General features: G+C 65.4%; 17 protein-coding genes and 1 pseudogene. 11 read left to right on the forward strand and 7 right to left on the reverse strand.

Going from position 1 to position 16,817, the window contains the following annotated elements:
* Nucleotides 1-74: 74 nt before the first annotated feature.
* Nucleotides 75-989 (reverse strand): MFS transporter, encoded by a 915-nt coding sequence (locus HPY23_RS31815; RefSeq protein ID WP_200601999.1) that lies wholly within the window; start codon nt 987-989, stop codon nt 75-77.
* A 57-nt stretch (nt 990-1,046) separates the two neighbouring features.
* A complete protein-coding gene (locus tag HPY23_RS31820; RefSeq protein ID WP_099954434.1) occupies nt 1,047-2,255 on the reverse strand; it encodes an MFS transporter in 1,209 nt (402 codons plus the stop codon).
* Between the two features lie 121 nt (nt 2,256-2,376).
* Between HPY23_RS31820 and HPY23_RS31825 the strand changes: the two genes are divergently transcribed.
* From HPY23_RS31825 to HPY23_RS31840, 5 genes are read left to right on the forward strand one after another with little or no spacing between them, the layout of a single operon-like run.
* A complete protein-coding gene (locus tag HPY23_RS31825) occupies nt 2,377-3,591 on the forward strand; it encodes a glycosyltransferase family 2 protein (protein WP_244936186.1) in 1,215 nt (404 codons plus the stop codon).
* The gene (locus HPY23_RS34200) at nt 3,584-3,904 is read left to right on the forward strand and encodes a DNA polymerase ligase N-terminal domain-containing protein (RefSeq protein ID WP_413231127.1); all 321 of its coding nucleotides are present in this window, start codon (nt 3,584-3,586) and stop codon (nt 3,902-3,904) included. The genes HPY23_RS31825 and HPY23_RS34200 overlap by 8 nt, the downstream gene beginning before the upstream one ends.
* Before the next feature lie 30 nt (nt 3,905-3,934).
* Nucleotides 3,935-4,093 carry a hypothetical protein gene (locus HPY23_RS34205; protein ID WP_413231126.1) on the forward strand — a complete coding sequence of 53 codons (159 nt, stop codon included), beginning with the start codon at nt 3,935-3,937 and terminating at the stop codon, nt 4,091-4,093.
* A 14-nt stretch (nt 4,094-4,107) separates the two neighbouring features.
* Nucleotides 4,108-5,247: an acyl-CoA dehydrogenase family protein gene (locus HPY23_RS31835; protein ID WP_099954435.1), complete on the forward strand. Its 1,140-nt coding sequence runs from the start codon at nt 4,108-4,110 to the stop codon at nt 5,245-5,247.
* Nucleotides 5,244-5,888 (forward strand): class I SAM-dependent DNA methyltransferase, encoded by a 645-nt coding sequence (locus HPY23_RS31840; protein WP_099956664.1) that lies wholly within the window; start codon nt 5,244-5,246, stop codon nt 5,886-5,888. The genes HPY23_RS31835 and HPY23_RS31840 overlap by 4 nt, the downstream gene beginning before the upstream one ends.
* Before the next feature lie 51 nt (nt 5,889-5,939).
* On the opposite strand, the gene HPY23_RS31845 is transcribed toward HPY23_RS31840, so the two are convergent.
* Complete coding sequence (locus HPY23_RS31845) at nt 5,940-6,701, reverse strand: Crp/Fnr family transcriptional regulator (RefSeq protein WP_099954436.1); 762 nt, start codon at nt 6,699-6,701, stop codon at nt 5,940-5,942.
* A 730-nt stretch (nt 6,702-7,431) separates the two neighbouring features.
* Here HPY23_RS31845 and HPY23_RS31850 point away from each other — a divergent pair.
* Nucleotides 7,432-7,839: a hypothetical protein gene (locus HPY23_RS31850; protein WP_099954437.1), complete on the forward strand. Its 408-nt coding sequence runs from the start codon at nt 7,432-7,434 to the stop codon at nt 7,837-7,839.
* A 394-nt stretch (nt 7,840-8,233) separates the two neighbouring features.
* On the opposite strand, the gene HPY23_RS31855 is transcribed toward HPY23_RS31850, so the two are convergent.
* The 3 genes from HPY23_RS31855 to HPY23_RS31865 all read right to left on the reverse strand — a co-directional run bounded on the left by HPY23_RS31855 (nt 8,234) and on the right by HPY23_RS31865 (nt 12,510).
* Nucleotides 8,234-9,595: an MFS transporter gene (locus HPY23_RS31855; RefSeq protein WP_413231129.1), complete on the reverse strand. Its 1,362-nt coding sequence runs from the start codon at nt 9,593-9,595 to the stop codon at nt 8,234-8,236.
* 182 nt (nt 9,596-9,777) lie between these two features.
* The gene (locus tag HPY23_RS31860) at nt 9,778-10,800 is read right to left on the reverse strand and encodes a DUF418 domain-containing protein (RefSeq protein ID WP_236012888.1); all 1,023 of its coding nucleotides are present in this window, start codon (nt 10,798-10,800) and stop codon (nt 9,778-9,780) included.
* A gap of 660 nt (nt 10,801-11,460) precedes the next feature.
* Nucleotides 11,461-12,510: a GGDEF domain-containing protein gene (locus tag HPY23_RS31865; RefSeq protein ID WP_099954441.1), complete on the reverse strand. Its 1,050-nt coding sequence runs from the start codon at nt 12,508-12,510 to the stop codon at nt 11,461-11,463.
* Nucleotides 12,511-13,368: 858 nt separating this feature from the next.
* On the opposite strand from HPY23_RS31865, the gene HPY23_RS31870 reads away from it, so the two are divergent.
* The 5 genes and pseudogenes from HPY23_RS31870 (at nt 13,369) to HPY23_RS31885 (ending at nt 16,265) form a co-directional block, all read left to right on the forward strand.
* Nucleotides 13,369-13,545: a hypothetical protein gene (locus HPY23_RS31870; protein ID WP_164712386.1), complete on the forward strand. Its 177-nt coding sequence runs from the start codon at nt 13,369-13,371 to the stop codon at nt 13,543-13,545.
* Between the two features lie 111 nt (nt 13,546-13,656).
* Nucleotides 13,657-14,058 carry a hypothetical protein gene (locus HPY23_RS33440; protein WP_236012889.1) on the forward strand — a complete coding sequence of 134 codons (402 nt, stop codon included), beginning with the start codon at nt 13,657-13,659 and terminating at the stop codon, nt 14,056-14,058.
* A 151-nt stretch (nt 14,059-14,209) separates the two neighbouring features.
* A complete protein-coding gene (locus HPY23_RS31875; RefSeq protein WP_276330915.1) occupies nt 14,210-14,926 on the forward strand; it encodes a DUF1612 domain-containing protein in 717 nt (238 codons plus the stop codon).
* Between the two features lie 147 nt (nt 14,927-15,073).
* Entirely contained in the window at nt 15,074-15,610 is a 537-nt protein-coding gene (locus HPY23_RS31880; RefSeq protein ID WP_099954443.1) for a Ros/MucR family transcriptional regulator, read from the forward strand.
* Nucleotides 15,611-15,844: 234 nt separating this feature from the next.
* Nucleotides 15,845-16,265 (forward strand): annotated as a pseudogene (locus HPY23_RS31885) (Ros/MucR family transcriptional regulator).
* A 2-nt stretch (nt 16,266-16,267) separates the two neighbouring features.
* Here the strand turns inward: HPY23_RS31885 and HPY23_RS31890 are convergent.
* Nucleotides 16,268-16,798, reverse strand: coding sequence for a response regulator (locus tag HPY23_RS31890; RefSeq protein ID WP_099954444.1), 531 nt, complete (start codon nt 16,796-16,798; stop codon nt 16,268-16,270).
* Between the last annotated feature and the right edge of the window lie 19 nt (nt 16,799-16,817).

A 16,817-nucleotide genomic window follows, 5' to 3' on the forward strand; every position in this document is an offset into this window, starting at 1 on the left:
CCACCCCGACCCGCTTCGCCGGGCTGAGCAGGGGCGTCGCGCATGCTCAACAAGGGGGCCCGATTGGACGCCGATCAGGGGTCCCGTTCCGATGCCGTTTGACAGGCTAGCACCGGCACCGAGGCCGTCGTCGCCATGACCGACCAGCGCACCACGCCGAGACCGGCCGCCAGCATCGCAGCCTTGGCCGTCCCTAAGCGCGTCAGCAGCCAGGGGCCGGCGAGGACGAAGACGAGCACCTCCGACGCGACCGCCTCCGACCAGAGCAGGCTGATCGCGCCCGGGCCAATGCCGGCCTCGCGCCAGCGGATCACCGCGAAGCCGTCGTTCAGGGCGTGGCTGCCGATGACGAGGGCTGCGACAAGGACCATCCGCCGGAACGTCCCGAGAGATAGGATCTCACGGATGCCGCCCAGGCCAAGGCTCGGCCGTCCCTCCCGCGCCGGGGCAGGAGGGACGCGCGCCGTCGCCACCGCCATGACGAGGAACAGGAGGCCGCTCGACACGATGATGCTCGCCAAGCCTGCATGAGCAACGAGCAGCCCCGAGACCAGCGTCCCGAGCACGAAGGCCGTCGAGCCGGCGCCCCGGACCCAGCCGTAGGAGAAGGTGCCCTCCCTCTTTGCGGCGGCGAGCGCGAGCGCGTCGGCGAGCGGCGCCAGGGCCGCTATGGCGCCGGCGTGCAGCACGCTCACGGCCAGGAGCGGCCAGAAGCCGTACCCGGCGAGGTAGGCGAAGGCGATCAGCCCGGACGCGGCGGCCGCGACGCCGAGCACGGCCCGGGTCGCGTCGTGTCGGTCGGCGAGGTGCCCGGCCACCGGTCCCGCCGCGAGGCGCATCAGCGTACCGGCCGCGAGCACGAGGCCGATCTCGCTCGGGCTCAGGCCGCGCTCGCCGAGGAAGCTCGGGAGAAAGGGGGACTCGGTGCCGTATGCGGCATAAAGCGCGCCCTGGAGCAGGACGAAGGCGGGGAAGGAGCTCGTCAGCACGGCGGTCCAAGACTGCCGCGCTCCTGTCCGCGCATCCATGCCGCCCGCCTCCGGCCGTCACGCCGGCTCGGCGGACACCCCGTCAGTCTGACTTGTCGAACCGTGCATGCCCAGAGCTCGACGGCCGAACATCCACACCACGAGGCCGCCGGCGGCGACTGCGGCCAGGGCGACGAACGAGGCCGCGAAGCCGAGATACTGCGCAACGAGGCCTGCCAGCAAAGGGCTTACGGTCGCGCCCGCGCCGTAGGCGGTCATGACGCCTGAGAGCCCGGCGGTGGCGTGGCCGGTGCCGTCCATGATCTTGGCAACGAGCGCCGGGATGGCAACCCCGCCCATACCCATCGCCAAGCCTTCGAGAACCTGGACTGGAACGACCAGCCACCACGACGTCGCGAAGGCCGCGAGGATGCCGCGGATCACGACCAGTCCGAGCGCGATGGAGAGCACGCCGGCGTGCCCGCGGCCACGGGCGACACGGGCGGCGAGCAGGGCAGCCCCGACCATCGTGGCCTGCGAGACCACAGTCATGACGCCGGTTGTCAGGCTCGGGTCGGCGCCCCCGGCCGTGCGCGCTTGTGCCAGGAACGGCAGCATGGCACCGTTCGCGGTCTGGTAGGCGAACACGGTACCGGCTAGGACCAGGAGCGGTTTGGTCCCGAACAGCACGCTAGCGGTCGAGCGCTCGTCCTGCTCGCCGCCGCGGGCAGTACCATGGTCGATGCTGCCCTTGTCGATGCCGAGCAGGACGCCGCAGGAGGCGACCGCCATGACCACGATGGCGATCGAGACGTAGCCGAGCCCGAGCGCGTAGCCGAGCACGCCGGACAAGGCGGCGTTAGCGGCGTTGCCGGCGTGGTTGAGCGCTTCGTTGCGCGACACCTGAGCACCGTAGGCCTCCCGCCCGACGATCCCGAGCGTGACGGCAGCGACCAGCGGGGCGATGCTGGTGTCGGCGACGCCGATGACGAGTTGCGACAGGCCGATCAGCCACAGGCTGTCCGTCGAGACTAGGGCGACTGCTCCCGCCGCGATGCCCAGGACGGCCATGGCCAGCGCGGCGCGCTTGTACGCCGTGCGGTCGATCAGCGCCCCCACCGGTGTCGTGGCAAGGAGGCCAGCCAGTCCGGCCAGACCCATGGCGAAGCCCGTCGCGGCCGGGTCGAAGCCGCGCTGCTGCAGGTACACGCCCAGGAAGGGACCGAAGCCCTCGCGGGCACCGGCGAGGGCGAAGTTCAGGGCAAGGAGGCTCATGGCCGGCTGCATCGTGCTCGTTCTCCGACCTCAGCTTGCGAAGGAAGTGTCGCAGCCCACGGCCGGGGCGCGACGTTGCCCTATGTGAAATTCTGGTCGCCGACGGTTGCGATGCGACCGACCGGAGATTGCCGTGCCGTCCGAGATCGACCCGTCCTCTTCAGACCTCGGCGGTGAGGCGGCACTGTCCAAGCCCTTGCGGGCGGTGGTTGCCATCCCTGTCCGGAACGAGGCCGAACGCATCGGGGAGTGCCTGCGTGCGCTCGACGTTCAGGAGAGTCTCGGGGCAAGCGAAATCGGCGTGGTGCTGTTCCTCAACAACTGCACGGACGGCACCGCACACGTGGTCGCAGCCCTCCCGCGGCCACGGCGCCTCGTCGTCCGGGTGATCGAGCGCGTGTTCGCCGGTGCCAACGCGGGTTGGGCCCGCCGCGAGGCGATGGAGGCGGCGGCCGCTTGGCTTGAGGAAGAGGGTGCCGAAGACGGCGTGATCCTCACCACCGACGCCGACAGCCGGGTGCCACCGGACTGGGTGGCGGGCAACATCGGCCCCATCGCTCGGGGAGTGGATGCGGTCGCGGGGCGAATCGCCCTCGACGAGAATGACGCGGCGCGTCTGCCGGCGGCCCTGCACGCCCGGGGACGGCTGGAGGGTGCCTACGAGGCGCTGCTCGTCGAGCTGGAGGCGTTCATCGACCCGCTCCCGCACGACCCCTGGCCGCGGCACTGGACGACGTCGGGCGCGACACTCGCGGTGCGGCTCGCGGCCTACCGGAAGGCCGGTGGCATGCCGCCGCTGGCGGTCGGCGAGGACCGCGCCTTCGTCTCCTCGCTCCTGACGAGCGATGCCCTCGTCCGTCACGAGCCGGACATCGTCGTCATCACCTCGGGGCGGCTCGACGGGCGCGCGCCTGGCGGGGCCGCCGACACGATGAAGCTGCGCTGCGAGGTGCCCGAGAGCCCCTGCGACCTGCGCCTGGAGCCGCTCTCGCGGGCCTTGTTCCGGTTCTTCTGGCGCCGACGGCTACGGCGGCTCCACACATCCGGGCGGCTCGCCCGCACCGGGCTCTGGGCACCATGGCTCGGTGTCCGGGTCGGCGATGCAAGGGCCATCGCCAGACTGCAGACCCACGGAGCTATCCTTGCAGCCGTCGAGGCAGCGAGCCCTTGGCTCGACTATCACCCGCTTCGTCCACGTGAGCTTCCGGGGCATACGCGCTTGGCGAACGCGGTCGTCCTCCTGATGCGCGGTGCAAGACGCCTCGGCCAGTGGACCCGCGCCACGGGAGGCAGACCTGCGGCGGCAGGCCTGGATGGAACGTCCTTGGAGACGACCGGCGATGCCTGAGGGCGGTGCCTTGCTCTACCGCGTGCAGAAGCATGCCGCGCGCCGTCTGCACTACGACTTCCGGCTGCAACTCGGCGACGTCCTAAAGAGCTGGGCGGTGACGCGCGGCCCGAGCCTCGTGGCGGGAGAGCGTCGTCTCGCGGTTGCCGTCGAGGACCATGGCCTGGACTACGCCGACTACGAGGGTGTGATCGCGCCGGGCAGCTACGGTGCCGGCGTCGTGCTGCTGTGGGACCGGGGCACCTGGGAGCCGGACGGCGACCCAGCCACGGCGCTCGCGTCGGGGTCGCTCGCCTTTATCCTTCACGGGTAGAAGCTGTCCGGCCGGTGGCGCCTGACGCGCATGAGACCGCGGCCCCATGAGCGGCATGTCTCCTGGCTGCTCATCAAGTCCCATGACGCCGCCGCGCGTCGGACTGGCGAGGCGGACATCCTGGAAGAGAAACCGCTCTCGGTCGTGACCGGCCGCACGGTCGAGGACATCGCCGCCGCGGCGGCCTGACGGGAGGGAGGTGCATGGACCAGAGAACCCCGCTCGACCTGGCATACGATGCCGTTGCGGCCGCCCGACAGGTGGCCGTCGCCGCCTCGGCTCGCGCGGGAGAACAGGACCGCGACGACGGCTTTCCGGCCGAGGACGTCGCCGACCTCGCCCGCCTCGGTTTGCTCACCGCCCTGATACCGTTCGACGAAGGTGGCGCCGGGCTCGGCGAGGAGCCGGGCGCCACGAAGCTCGCCGAGGTCCTTCGCCTCGTCGGTTACGGCAGCCTCGCGCTCGGGCGCATCTACGAGGGCCACGTCAACGCCTTGCAGCTCATTGCCCGCTACGGCACGCCCGCGCAGCGGGCGCGCCTGTTCGCGGAGGCTCGTGCCGGACACTTGTTCGGCGTCTGGAACACCGATCCGCCAGGCGATTGCCTTAAGCTGGGGGATGACCGCCGCCTTCATGGCGTGAAGACCTTCGCCTCCGGTGCAGGCTTCGTCACCCGCGCCCTCGTCACGGTCAAGCGCGAGCCGGGTTCGTCGCCGCTGATGCTGGTCGTGCGGCTGGAGCCCGGCTGCCGCGCCGACCTCGGCGGCTGGCGCGCCCACGGCATGCGGGCGTCCGCGACTGGCACCGTCGACTTCGAGGGCATCGCAGTCACCGGGGACGAGATCCTGGGCGGGTGGGACGACTACCATCGCCAGCCGGTCTTCTCGGGCGGGGCGTGGCGCTTCGCGGCGGTGCAGCTCGGGGGCATCGAGGCGGTATTCGACGCTTGGCGGAGCCACCTTGCCGGAACCGGTCGCGGCGGCGACCCGCACCAGCTCGCCCGCCTCGGCGAGGGCGCCATCGCGCTGGAGGGCGCGCGGTCCTGGGTCGAGCGCGCGGCCCGAACCGTCTTCGACGACGCCCTCCCTCCCGAGCGCATCGTCGCCTTCGTCAACCTTGCGCGGCTCGCCGTCGAGCGGGCCGGTCTGGACGTGCTGCGGCTCGCGCAGCGTTCCGTCGGCCTGCAGGGCTTCCTGCGCGAGCATCCGCTTGAGCGGCTCTCGCGCGACCTCGCCACCTACCTGCGCCAGCCCGCGCCGGACCGGGCGCTTACCACTGCGGCGGAGGAAATCCTGAAGGCGGGCGGGCAGGCCTGGGGGTTGTGGACGGGGGACGGGCGGTGAGCCGATACGAGACCTCGCTCCCGCCGAGCTACTTCGACGAACGCTACGGCCGCGACCCGGACCCTTGGCGCTTTGCCACGAGCGACTACGAGCGGGTGAAATACGGGGCCACGCTCGATGCCCTGTCGAGGGCCCGGTACGCTTCGGCCCTGGAGGTCGGCTCCTCCATCGGGGTGTTGACCGAGTTGCTGGCCCGGCGCTGCGACCCCCTCGTCAGCCTCGACCTGACCGAACTGGCGCTCATCCAGGCCCGGGAACGGTGCAAAGATCTGCCCCACGTCCGCTTTGAGCGTGCCCAGGTGCCCGGGCAGTGGCCGGAAGGCACCTTCGACCTGATCCTGCTGTCCGAGGTCGTCTACTACCTCGACGAGCCGGACGTGCAGCGCCTGGCCGAGCGGGTGCGGAGCTGCTTGCGGCCGGGCGGCGACGTCGTACTGGTGCACTGGACGGGCGAGACGCACTACCCGTTGACCGGCGACGAGGCCGCGGCACGCTTCATCGCCAACACGGCCGCGTTCCTGCGCGTCCATGACCAAGTCAGGACCGACAAGTACCGGCTCGACGTGCTGGTGCGTGACGACGGACGGCCGTCATGCCGACCGGCGGGCTCTTCGGGTTCACTTGGAAACCCTGGCCTTTAGGCCGGGGAGCGGGCGCGTTTCCTCGCTGGTGTCGACGTATGCCGCTCGCCATCATGCTCGAAGTCCGGCAGGGGCGCTGCGGCTGCACGACCCCGTCGATCCGGTCCGGTGCAGGTAGGCCCGGTCGAAGGCCGCCACCCCCTCCAGGGCCGCCACGTCCCGGATGACGATGCTGCGGCCCCAGCCCTCGATAAGCGAGCGTTCCCGCAAGGCTTTGAACGACCTGTTCACGTGGACGGGCGTCATGCCGGTCGCGTCGGCGAGGTCGACCTGGGTCAAGGGAAAGTGGTACCCCGTTTCCGATGCCAGTCCTACGGACCGGAGCCGTACCAGCATCTCGCAAAGGACGTGCGCGAGGCGCTGCTCGCAGGAACGGCGCCCGAGGTTCACGAGCCACTGCCGCGACGTGGCCGCCTCGCCGAGGGCTGCGAGGCGCATGGCCCGGGCGATGCCAAGATGGGCGTCGAGCAGGTCGCGTACGGTCCGGGCCGGGACGTGAACCATGCGGCATGGCGTGAGGGTGCCGACGGCATGGTCCATCACTTCGAGCAGGTCGACGTCCAGGTCGCTGAAGTCGCCTGGAACGAGGAAGGCGAGCACCTGGCGGCCCCCGTCGGGGAGGATCTTGTATCGGCAGGCGATGCCTTCGACAATGACGAAGACGCCATGCGGCCGGTCGCCCTCACGGATCAGGTCCGTTCGGGCCGGGACCGCCATGGGGTGGGCGACGACCTGTGCCAGGAAGCGTCGGTCCTCATCGGATAATGGTGACAGCGCGTCGAGCTTGCGCAGCAAGGGATGGTCGTCGGGCATCGGAGTGGGCCACGTGGTGCGTTCGTCTCGCGGCGAAGCTAGCGCGTTTGGGGTTTTCGGCATCGGCGCATGCCCCCCGGTCAGACGAGAAGGGGCGCGGACCTCTCCGGGTCCGTGTTCAACCCAATGGGAACGTGCGCGCCTACTTGGTCGAGCTGTGCGACGCGGGCGAGGGTGTCTGCCCGACATGCAGGGAGAGGCCAAAGGGCAGCCACGACCCCCCTTAACTCGTCGATGCCAGCCTTTGCTTCCGCATGTGACTCGAAGCCGACTCTACGATGCATCGTCCCAGACGGCATCGTCACCAGAACGTCGACCCATCCGTCCGTTCCCACACACGGCAACTCGGGGAACTTGCCAAGCTTCGGATCACGAGGAACACCTGCGCCCGGGACCTGCTTCCTGTCGGTCCAAGGAATGCGACAACGCGACGGCGGTTTCACAAGTTCTTGGAGATACCCGACGTTCCTGCTGCCGGAGGACGTACCCGCGTCGGGCACGGACCCGAAATATGGCGGGCGCCGCAAGGCGCAGCGGGTCATCCGAGTGGTCGTTCTGGGACCCTGTCAACGTGGCACTGCCATGACCCGCGAGACGGCGCCTCGGTTCAGGAGGTCGCTTTCGTCATTCGTCCCTAGCCTGGAAGCATGGCCCCGCGCCCGCTGGCTTGGAGGCATCGAAGGAGGCAACCAGGCGAACGACTTCGGCTCGCATCCTGAAGGGATTGCACGTGAGCTACGCCCTCAAGGCAGTCGTTGACCGGGCCAGCATCTACCCCGATGCCTTCTACCTGATGCCCTGGAAGGTCAATATCCACGAAGGCGAGGCGTACCTCATGGCACAGTCCACGGCGGAGGAATACCGCAAGTCCTTCTCGCACGCGGCGATGGACGACCTGCGTATGGTCGGCTTGGTAGAGGGGCTGCCGAACACCGGCACGAACGCTCTCTACGCGCTATCCCGAGAGGGACTCGCGGAAGCCCAGCGGCTTCACGGCCCCATCGTGACCGAGCTGCTGGTGAAGCACGAGGTGGGGGTCGAGAGGCTCCGTTCGACGCATGACGGAAGCCTGACCATGCTCAGTGGCGAGCCATCCATACTCGATGTCTTGGACGACCCGGCCATACCGACTCAGTAGCGTCCGTTGCGCGGTCATCTCACCGTAATGCGTTCAACAAACCCGATCATCTCGCAGTATGTCGCTAATATGCCCTAATTTGGTGATAAATTGACCGTGCAAATGTCTAGTTATTTTTACAGATGTAGATGTCTTAGCTAGCAGGCTCAAAGATCTGCAAGGTGTAAATGGTCGCATTCCGCCTGTTTAGCTGCGCGCCACGAACCGATGTGGGGTTTGTTGGTGCTAAATCACTGCCCTCGACCCGTCGTAGATAACCCGCGAAGACGGGCATCTCAGAACTCTAGAACTTAACGTAACATTACCATAGGAGAACGGTCCTGCTGAAGTGCAGGGCCGTTCGCTATCACAAATGCTGTGAGATCGTAAGTGACCCCATGCTAGCAGGATCGACCTAATGGACTGGTTCCAACGTAACGGCTGGCTGGGCGGTATGTGGGTGTGCAACGAATTTCACTACCAGAGCCGCCGCTGCGACCAGAGCCGGAATGGCCACCACGGAGAAGATCGTCGGCAAACTCAGGCCTGCGAGTTGCGCTACCATAAAGGAACCGGCGATGCCGCCGAACCGGCCAAGGCCAAGCATCCAGGAAACGCCGGTCGCGCGCCCCTGTGTTGGGTAGAACCCGGCTGCCAGGGCTGGCAGTGAGGATTGCGCGGTGTTCATCAGCGTGCCCGCTACGAACACCGTGACCATCAGAAGCCCGAGATGCCCACCGGCTTGCCCGATCAGGGCCACAGCCGCTGCCGTGGCAAGGAAGCCTGCCGCTACCATGACGTTGGGATTGAAGCGGTCCATCAGCAGGCCAAGCACGATCGCACCAACGCCTCCTAGCGGGAACAGGGCGGCAGCGAGCGCTGCGTTGCGCGGGTCCACACCTGCGTCGCGGAAGAGTATCGGCATCCAGTTAATCAGCGCGTAGAAGATCACGAGGCCGCAGAAGTAGGTGACCCACAGCATCACCGACCCAACCCGGTAGGCTGGCGACAGCACCAAAGCCAGCCCGCTTTTCTCTTGAACCGCGCCGGGCGCGGCCTGCGGCTCACCAAGAGTGAAGACTGCAGCCCCCGCAGCCTCGGGCGCTAGGTGCCGGACGATCTTTCGAATGCGCTCAGCCGGTGCACCTTTCGCGACGAGGTAGCGCAGTGACTCCGGCAAGGCGACTACGAGCGTCAAGGCAAGTACGAGGGGCACGACCCCGCCGAACACCAGCACGCTGCGCCAGCCGAACAGCGGGATCATCCAGGCAGCCAAGAACCCGCCGAACGCCGCCCCGAGGGGAAACCCTGAGAACATCATGTTGGTCAAGAAAGCGCGACGGGACGCGGGGCAGTACTCGCTGGTCAGGGTCACGGCGTTGGGCATTGCAGCGCCTAGGCCGAGCCCGGTGAGGAAGCGCAGGATCACGAGTTGCGTCAGGTCGCCCGTGAACGCCGAAACAAGGCAAGCGAGGCTAAGCTCGACTACCGAGGCGACGAGCACTGCCTTGCGCCCGAATCTGTCGGCTAACGGGCCTGCCGACAGGGCACCAAAGGCGAGGCCGAACAGGGCGGCGCTGAGCACCGGTGCAAGCGCGGGTCGGGTCACCCCCCCCCACTCGGTGATCAGCGAAGGTGCGATGTAGCCGATCGCGGCGGTGTCGAAACCATCGAGCAAGACGATGGCGAAACATAGAGCGAAAGTGATTCGCTGTAGCCCCGAGAAGCGGCCCTCGTCGATCAGCGCGCGGATGTCCACGGTCCCCGCGCTTCCAATGCCTTGGGTCATAGCGTTTCTCCCATCATTAAGGGCCGTGTCCGACCCTCGACGTTCTGATGAACGCTTAGACGGCTATCCAAGCGTAGGGCAACAGCGGACTGGCGAGAGCTATTCGACCAGATTCACAGAGGAGCAAGAGGCTCAACTGAGGTTAACGGTTGATAGTCTGCAATCCACTCTCAACAATCATTCGAAATGGCGCAATCCCGTGACCGAAGTGAACCGGATGGTACTTGGCCGTACATGAGCGTTCGCCATAGCCACTCAAGCGGACCGAACCGATAGCGACGTAACCACAGGTGACTCCCGTAGACCTGGGTAAAATAGACGGCCAGCACGAGCCCAAACCCTTCTGCAAGGCTAAGCTTGCCCAATAGCCCGAGCCCGTAGCCGTAGAAGATGAGGCCGAGCACGAGCGACTGCACGACATAGTTGGTGAAAGCCATGCGCCCGACCGGCTCCGCCCAGGCGAGCCGGCGTCGCCCTGACAGGGTGCTCCCAGTCGCGAGAACGGCGATGGCGTAGCCTAGAGCGAGCAGGATTGTGCCGACCGGCGCGGCGACGGTCTGTACCCATCCGAGCGAGGGCCAACCGGAGTAGTTCCGCGTCGCCGTGGCGAGCGTCAGCGCTGTCCCGGCGCCCGTCGCGAGAAAGGCAGCTGATCCCAGCGTACGCTGACGGTTCCCGGCCCGCTGAACAAGGCCGCTCCGCCAAGCGACTACTCCGAGCAGGAACAGCCCCAGGGTGCGGGGCAGAACGAAGGCGTGCAAGGGCAGGATCCCGGCGGTTTCCTCGACCCGAAACCTCAGAATTTCCAGGAAGCCGCCGGTGGAATAGACCCGGTCGGCGGCAGCTACGTAATGCAGCAGCCAAGTCCGGCTTGGAAACGTAACCAGCGGCGGCAGGAATGGTTGGACTAGGTAGAGCCCCAGGAACAGGGCGCATCCGAGGGCCGGCAGCCAAGCCCGCCCGAACAGGAACGGCAGCACGATCAGGCCGGCGACGGCGTACTCCGTCAGGATGTCACCGTTCCAGATCAGGACGAGATGGATCAGCCCGAGGCCGAGGAGGACGAGGAGGCGACGCACCAGGAGCGCCGCCCTTCGTGGCGTGGACACCAAGCGCTCGAACTGGATCGCCAAGCCGATACCGAACAGCAGCGAGAACAGTGCGAAGGCTTTCATGTCGACGAAGGTCAGCAAAATAGCGTCAATCCAGCGGTCGACAGCCCGCTCTGGTGGACCGGATACGAATTGTTGAAAGATTGAGACGCGGAATTCGGTTTCTAAGTTTACGGCGAGCACGCCGAATAGAGCCAAGCCTCGAAGCGCGTCGAGTGAGCCAACTCTCGCCTGAGGAGCTGTAGGCGATTGATGAGATAGTTCGCGGCCAGCTTTAGTCATGGATTACGTAACCGGCACAGGCATTTCCCGCGCAAGCAGGTCATTTCAACCGCCGCTGTACACGATGGCGCCAATGGCTGCTAGCCACCCTACGATGCCCTTCGGTGGCGGAGGTTTGAAGGTCCGCGTGTGATCCAGATATTCGCATACCGCTTGTACGGCTTCGCGCCAGTTGCGGACCTCTGATCAGGCTCGTCCGAAGAGACGCTCCTCGCCCAATATCGGACTTTCAAATTTCGCCGGAGCCTCTACAGTCCTCGTGCGCATTTGAGTAAACATGGCGTGTAAAAACAAGCCTAGGGATAATTCACGAAAAGTATAAATCGACTTAATCAAAATAAAAATTATGCAATTTCTTGCTTAATATACAATATAAGCAGTTCCTGACATTTCATTAAGGCCGGGTTTTTATTAGCAAGTGAATAAAATGTTTGTCGATCTCAGATTTACATTAAAAAACTATAATTCAGAATGGTAGCGGGCCACGTAAACTCGGTTTCGGCCCTCGTGCTTCGCTTCGTAGAGGGCTTGATCTGCGCGCTCGACCAAACTACCCTGCGTATCGTTTAATCGAACCAGAGATACCCCAGCCGACAAGGTGATCGCCCCAATCTCCTCCCCCGTCTCACGCTTCACGATCTTCTTCGCAGCTAAGCGAGAGCAGATCTGGCGCGCGATCGCCGCCGCTGTTTCTTCGTCAACGTCTCCCAGCAGAATCGCAAACTCCTCCCCTCCGTAGCGTGCTACGAAGTCTTTGCCCTTCACGTTTGCAGTGAGCATCTGTGCAACTAGGCGCAGCACGCGGTCACCCGTGCGGTGTCCGTGCGTGTCGTTGAAGCGCTTGAAGTGGTCGACATCCAGCAGAACCAGGCAGAACGGTGCTGCCTCGTTCCTCTTCGCCTGCCCCAACTGGCGTCGCAGCCGTGCATCGAATGCTCGGCGGTTGGCGATGCCAGTCAGCCCATCCACCGACGCTTCTTGCCGGACAACTGCCAAGCTCTGCCGCAACTGGCCCACTCGTGCAGTCGACGCGCGCAGCTCACCCACTAGTAAATTGTTCTGGGCGCTCATCCGTGCAGTCTCCTGTGCCAACAGGGCGACAGATTGCACCAGTAAGCCCTCCGAGTTCTTCGGGCCGAGCGTGCTAGCACAGCCGTCGAGTACGGCTCCGTAGCGCGCGAGGACGGCCTCCGTGCCGGCCAGTGCTGTGACAAGCCGGCCGGCCTCGTCCCGCAGGGCGAGTGCTCCCTCCTGTACTACCTCCGCATCGGCTGCAAGCGCACCGGCGGCCGTCGCGTCTTGTGCCGCTAGGAGAGCCAACAGCTCGCTCAGCGGAAGATCGGCTTGCGGCGCGCTGAAGTGCCGGAAGAGGCGTTGGAAGATGTGCGGGGTTGCGGGTAGACCGTGGGTCCGAATTGTCTTCAATGTCGAAGCAGCTAAGTCTTCCAGCCCATTGATGGTGTTTATAACAGTCGTTGGCGAAGATGACGAGGTGGAGTTGGGCAGCATGGGGTGACAACCCAGACAAGAAGGACTCTATTTGCAGGTGGGAAATGCGGCGTACCAAGCGGACTAACCGCATCTAGAGGTGTAACGCATAGCTTCAATCGGCTATGTTGGCTGAGGTCTGCACGATCATGCCGGATCAGCCGATTTCGGCGTAGCTTTTGTAGCCCGAAGTGCGGTGGAGAGCAGTGAAAAAGCCGAAGTTAAAATCAATCGTGAAACGATCCGCGCGCGATTACTGGTGAAGGCGCAGTGTCTCGCTGAGCGCTCCACGCCTTTCAGATGGCTTGATCGCTCTTACCTAGCCGCATGAACTGCTCCTTATCTGGGTAGATGCTCTAAACAGAATATTACAAAACCAGCTAGTTGGGTCAACCCAGATCAAGCTGAAAAGTTGGGTGCGCGAAAATTCGATCATACTCGCCTCCTCAAGCAACACATACAATTTAAGGTAGATAACGTCAGGCACAAAGGTTTTCATGCGCGGCAGGGCTGGCCACCCAGCTGAGCGTGAGGAGGACATCTATCGACACCCGCACTAAGATCCTCGCGCCCCTGGTCCTAGCGGCCATGATCCTGACGAGCGGGCTGCTCGGGCTCCGCCGCTAGGAGTGGGCTTGACACGAGCCGGTCGTCCGGCCCCAAACCGGATACCCCGCCCTCTGAGGCCCCGTCCCGGGCCGCCCTTCCCTATGGCGCGGTCGTAGCCGGGCACCGCCATCCGTCACGCACGCCTCGTCATTGAACCCGCGGATGGAGCACTGGCGGACTACGACGCGCTCCCTGGCCTGGGCGGGCTTCCGGGATGCCGGTTGGTCCGGCCGGCCAGCATCTGCGGGTTGGCATGCCGGAGCGGGCGAGGTGCTTGAGGGTAGCGGCGTCCTCGTCGGTGAGGAGGACGGCCAGCCGCTCGCGGGCGTCGAACGGCAGGAGGCCTGCCAGCGCATCCAAGTCGCGCTCGCGGGCGAGGGTCGGATCCGGGAGGAGGGCGGGGGTGGGTCGGGCATGGCAGACGACGCGGGCACTGAGAGGGTCTGAGCCGCATTGGAACCGATTTCTGTCCGTGCGTTCATCACCATCGATAAGAGAGAGCTATCAATAGTCAGATGGTCGTTCGTGCGGTGATACCGGTGCGCGAATCGAAAGGTCTTGTCGCTCCCGAGACAACGGACCAGTACAACAAGCGCAAGGCGTTATCCCCTGCCTGAGCCGCTCCCTTGGGCCGCTGTTGCCCTGCCGCTGGCCGTCGCCGAAGACGCGCTGGCCCGCCTCGACCAACACCTTGCCACCAGCCCCATTCGCAACGGCTGGTGCGCCCGCACCGATTTCGCCGACGCCTGCGCCAGCCTCGCCCTGCAAGGCGACCTCATCCTCTTCGAGGATCTCGTCCTTCACGACGCCGACCGCGACCGGCACGCCCACTCGCAAGAGCTCACCCGCGCTCACGCCATCCTGCGTAGCCGCCGCCGCATCGCCGCCGAGCCGGGCTGGGCCACAAGCCCTACGCGCCTCGCCGCCCTGTCCGATGATCCGGATGGGGCAGGGGGCTAGGACGCGACCTCAGCACCCGCCGTGCCATCCATCGACACCGCAGAGGGGGGAAGGGGATCTCCCGGAGGTTGACGACGCCTTCTCCGCCGAGCTCGCCGACATCGATGCCCTGATCGCCCGATTCAGCCGCATCCTCGCCGACACCGGGTCGGTGAGGGAGAAGTCCTCGCTCGTCTACGATCCGGCCTGGGGCGAGAGCGACCGCCTCGCCGCCTGGCGCCAAACTGTCACCGACACCCGCATCCTGCCGCCGGTCCTCGACGCCACCATCGCGGTCGATGCTTGGACCGCCCTCGAGCCGCTCCAGCACCGCGCATGGCTCGGGCCGCTGCTCGCCGCCGAACTCCTGCGCGCCCGTGACAAGGCCCAATACCACCTGCCCGCCCTCGCCAGCAGCCTGCGCCGCGTGCCCGGCGACCGCTGGCTCGTGCGCGATCCGCTGACCCGCTGGCTAGAGGTCCTCGGTGCCGTCGCCCTGGGTGCCGAGCAGGGCATGAGGGATCACGACCGAGGGATGCTCGCGCGAGAGAGGCTGCTGCGTCCGAGAACACGGTCGCCACCTACCCGGTGCAGGGATGCTCGCGCGCGAGAGGCTGCTGCTCAAAGTGCGGGGAAAAGGGGGAGTTCCAGCCTGCCCCGCCTCATCGAGATCGTGCTCGCCCGGCCCCTGGTCTCGGCCACCATCATCGCGGAGGAGCTGGGTGTGTCACCCCGCGCGCCTCCCAGACCCTCGTGGCCGAGCTCGGCCTGCGCGAACTCGCCGGTCGAGAACGCTTCCGCGCTTGGGGGATCTTGTAAGCTGCTCGCCCTCAGTGGATCTGAAATCATGGGAGCGCTGAGCCCAAAAATGGGTTCTGCAAGATGGTGACTGCGTGCGCCAGATTGCTGATGAGCCAGCTTGTTCCGTTGATGGCTGGGGATTGGCTACCGACAGGCACTTGCTTGACGCGCGTGAACCTTCGTAGAGCTTTACGTGTTCGGATCTGAATGGATCCTCGTATCAGGAAGAACTGACGTGTCGGACGAGACCCAAGCCCAAGAGCCTGAGTTCATCGATCTCGTGGCCGATATCGTATCGGCATACGTGAGCAGGAATAATGTTCCAATCGCCGAGCTCCCGAACCTAATCGCTTCGGTGCATGCCTCGCTGAGCGGCCTTGGCCAGCCTGCCGCCACACCCGCCGAGGATCACAAGGTCACATCGGCTCAGGTCCGCAAGTCCGTCACCCCGGATGCCATCACCAGCTTCATCGATGGCAAGTCGTACAAGTCGCTCAAGCGGCACCTGACCTCGAACGGCTTGACCCCCGACGAGTACCGCCAGAAATACGGTCTGCCGCGCGATTACCCGATGGTGGCAGCCAACTACGCCGCCCAGCGCTCCGAACTCGCCAAAAGCCTCGGCCTCGGCCAACTCCGCCGTGATCGGGCTGCGGCCAAAAAGGCGGCTGAGAAGCGGACCACACCCGATCCCATCGTTACCGCTCCGTTAGATGCTAAGCCTGCACGTCGCGGCCGGCCGAAGAAGGCTGAAGCTAACGCGGCCGAGTGACGTGGATCCGGCGAACCCGTGGCGACGACAGCGTGCCCGACGCACGCTGTCACTCTCGGGCGTGCTCCTGGTTGCGGGAGGTTTCATGGTGGCCATGGTCGGCATCTATTTTGCCCTCGAAGATGTCGTCGCTCCCTTGATCAGGTAGGCGCGCTGCCTTTCAGGGTTGTGCGTATCTGCGGAATACTCGATAGATTGCCACAACTCGGTTATGAACTGAGTCGTGGAGTGGGAATGCTTTCCAGGTCACAACAAGAACAAAGCTCCTTGGCCTCTCTCGTTGAACTCGCCGCCGATATCGTGTCGGTCTACGTGTCCAAGAACTCCATTCCGGTGGCGGAGCTGCCGAACCTAATCGCGTCGGTCCACACCTCGCTGACGAACCTCGGGCAGGCGGTTGTCGAGCAACCGGAGTACCTGACGCCACCCGTGCCGATCAGGAAGACGGTAACCCCGGACTACCTGATCAGCTTGGAGGATGGGAAGCAGTATAAGTCGCTCAAGCGCCACCTCCCAATCCGCGGGCTCACCCCAGAGGAGTACCGCCGCAAGTGGAGTCTGCCACACGACTATCGGATGCTCGCGGCCCCTACGCCCCCAGCGCTCCGAGATCGCCAAGAACAGTGGTTTGGGCCGGCCTCGGAAGTCAGCCTAAGGTTATTCCAAATCATCCCTGTCGACCAGCATCAGCCATAGCCGGTCGGTAGGGGTCGTGGCTGGCACGGCGTGGTCGGTAATCAAGAGGTCGACCCTGCCTTCACGCGCCCGAAGCTGCTCCAAAGCTTCGAAGCCCGCCTCCGCCTCGACTACTGTATGGCCGAGCTCCTCCAGCATCTCGGCAGTGCCGCTCCGCACCAATGCGTCGTCATCAACCAGCAGGTTCATCAGGTAGCCCGTCGAATGGCCGACTTGGTCCAGGCTTGTCTCCTCTCCGATTTTGCTCAGGAGAGCATCAGGCCGTCGCTCCGACTGCGGTAGCCAGAGCCGCACTGTTGTCCCCTGGCCGATCCCGTCCGTCTCATGCCCGTGATCGGCCAGAGCCTTCCACGCTTCGAATTGGTCGGCAGGATGCATCGCCACCCGCACCAAATTCTCGACCAAGGAGAGTTTGGTGTGATCGGCATCCGGTGCCACGACCAAGGGCACGGCCCGGTTGTAGCCGCCGGTGTGAAACTGGCTCTCCCGCATTTTTGGTGCAGGCGTAGCG

The organism is Methylobacterium ajmalii, assembly GCF_016613415.1.
Taxonomy (GTDB): Bacteria; Pseudomonadota; Alphaproteobacteria; order Rhizobiales; family Beijerinckiaceae; genus Methylobacterium; species Methylobacterium ajmalii.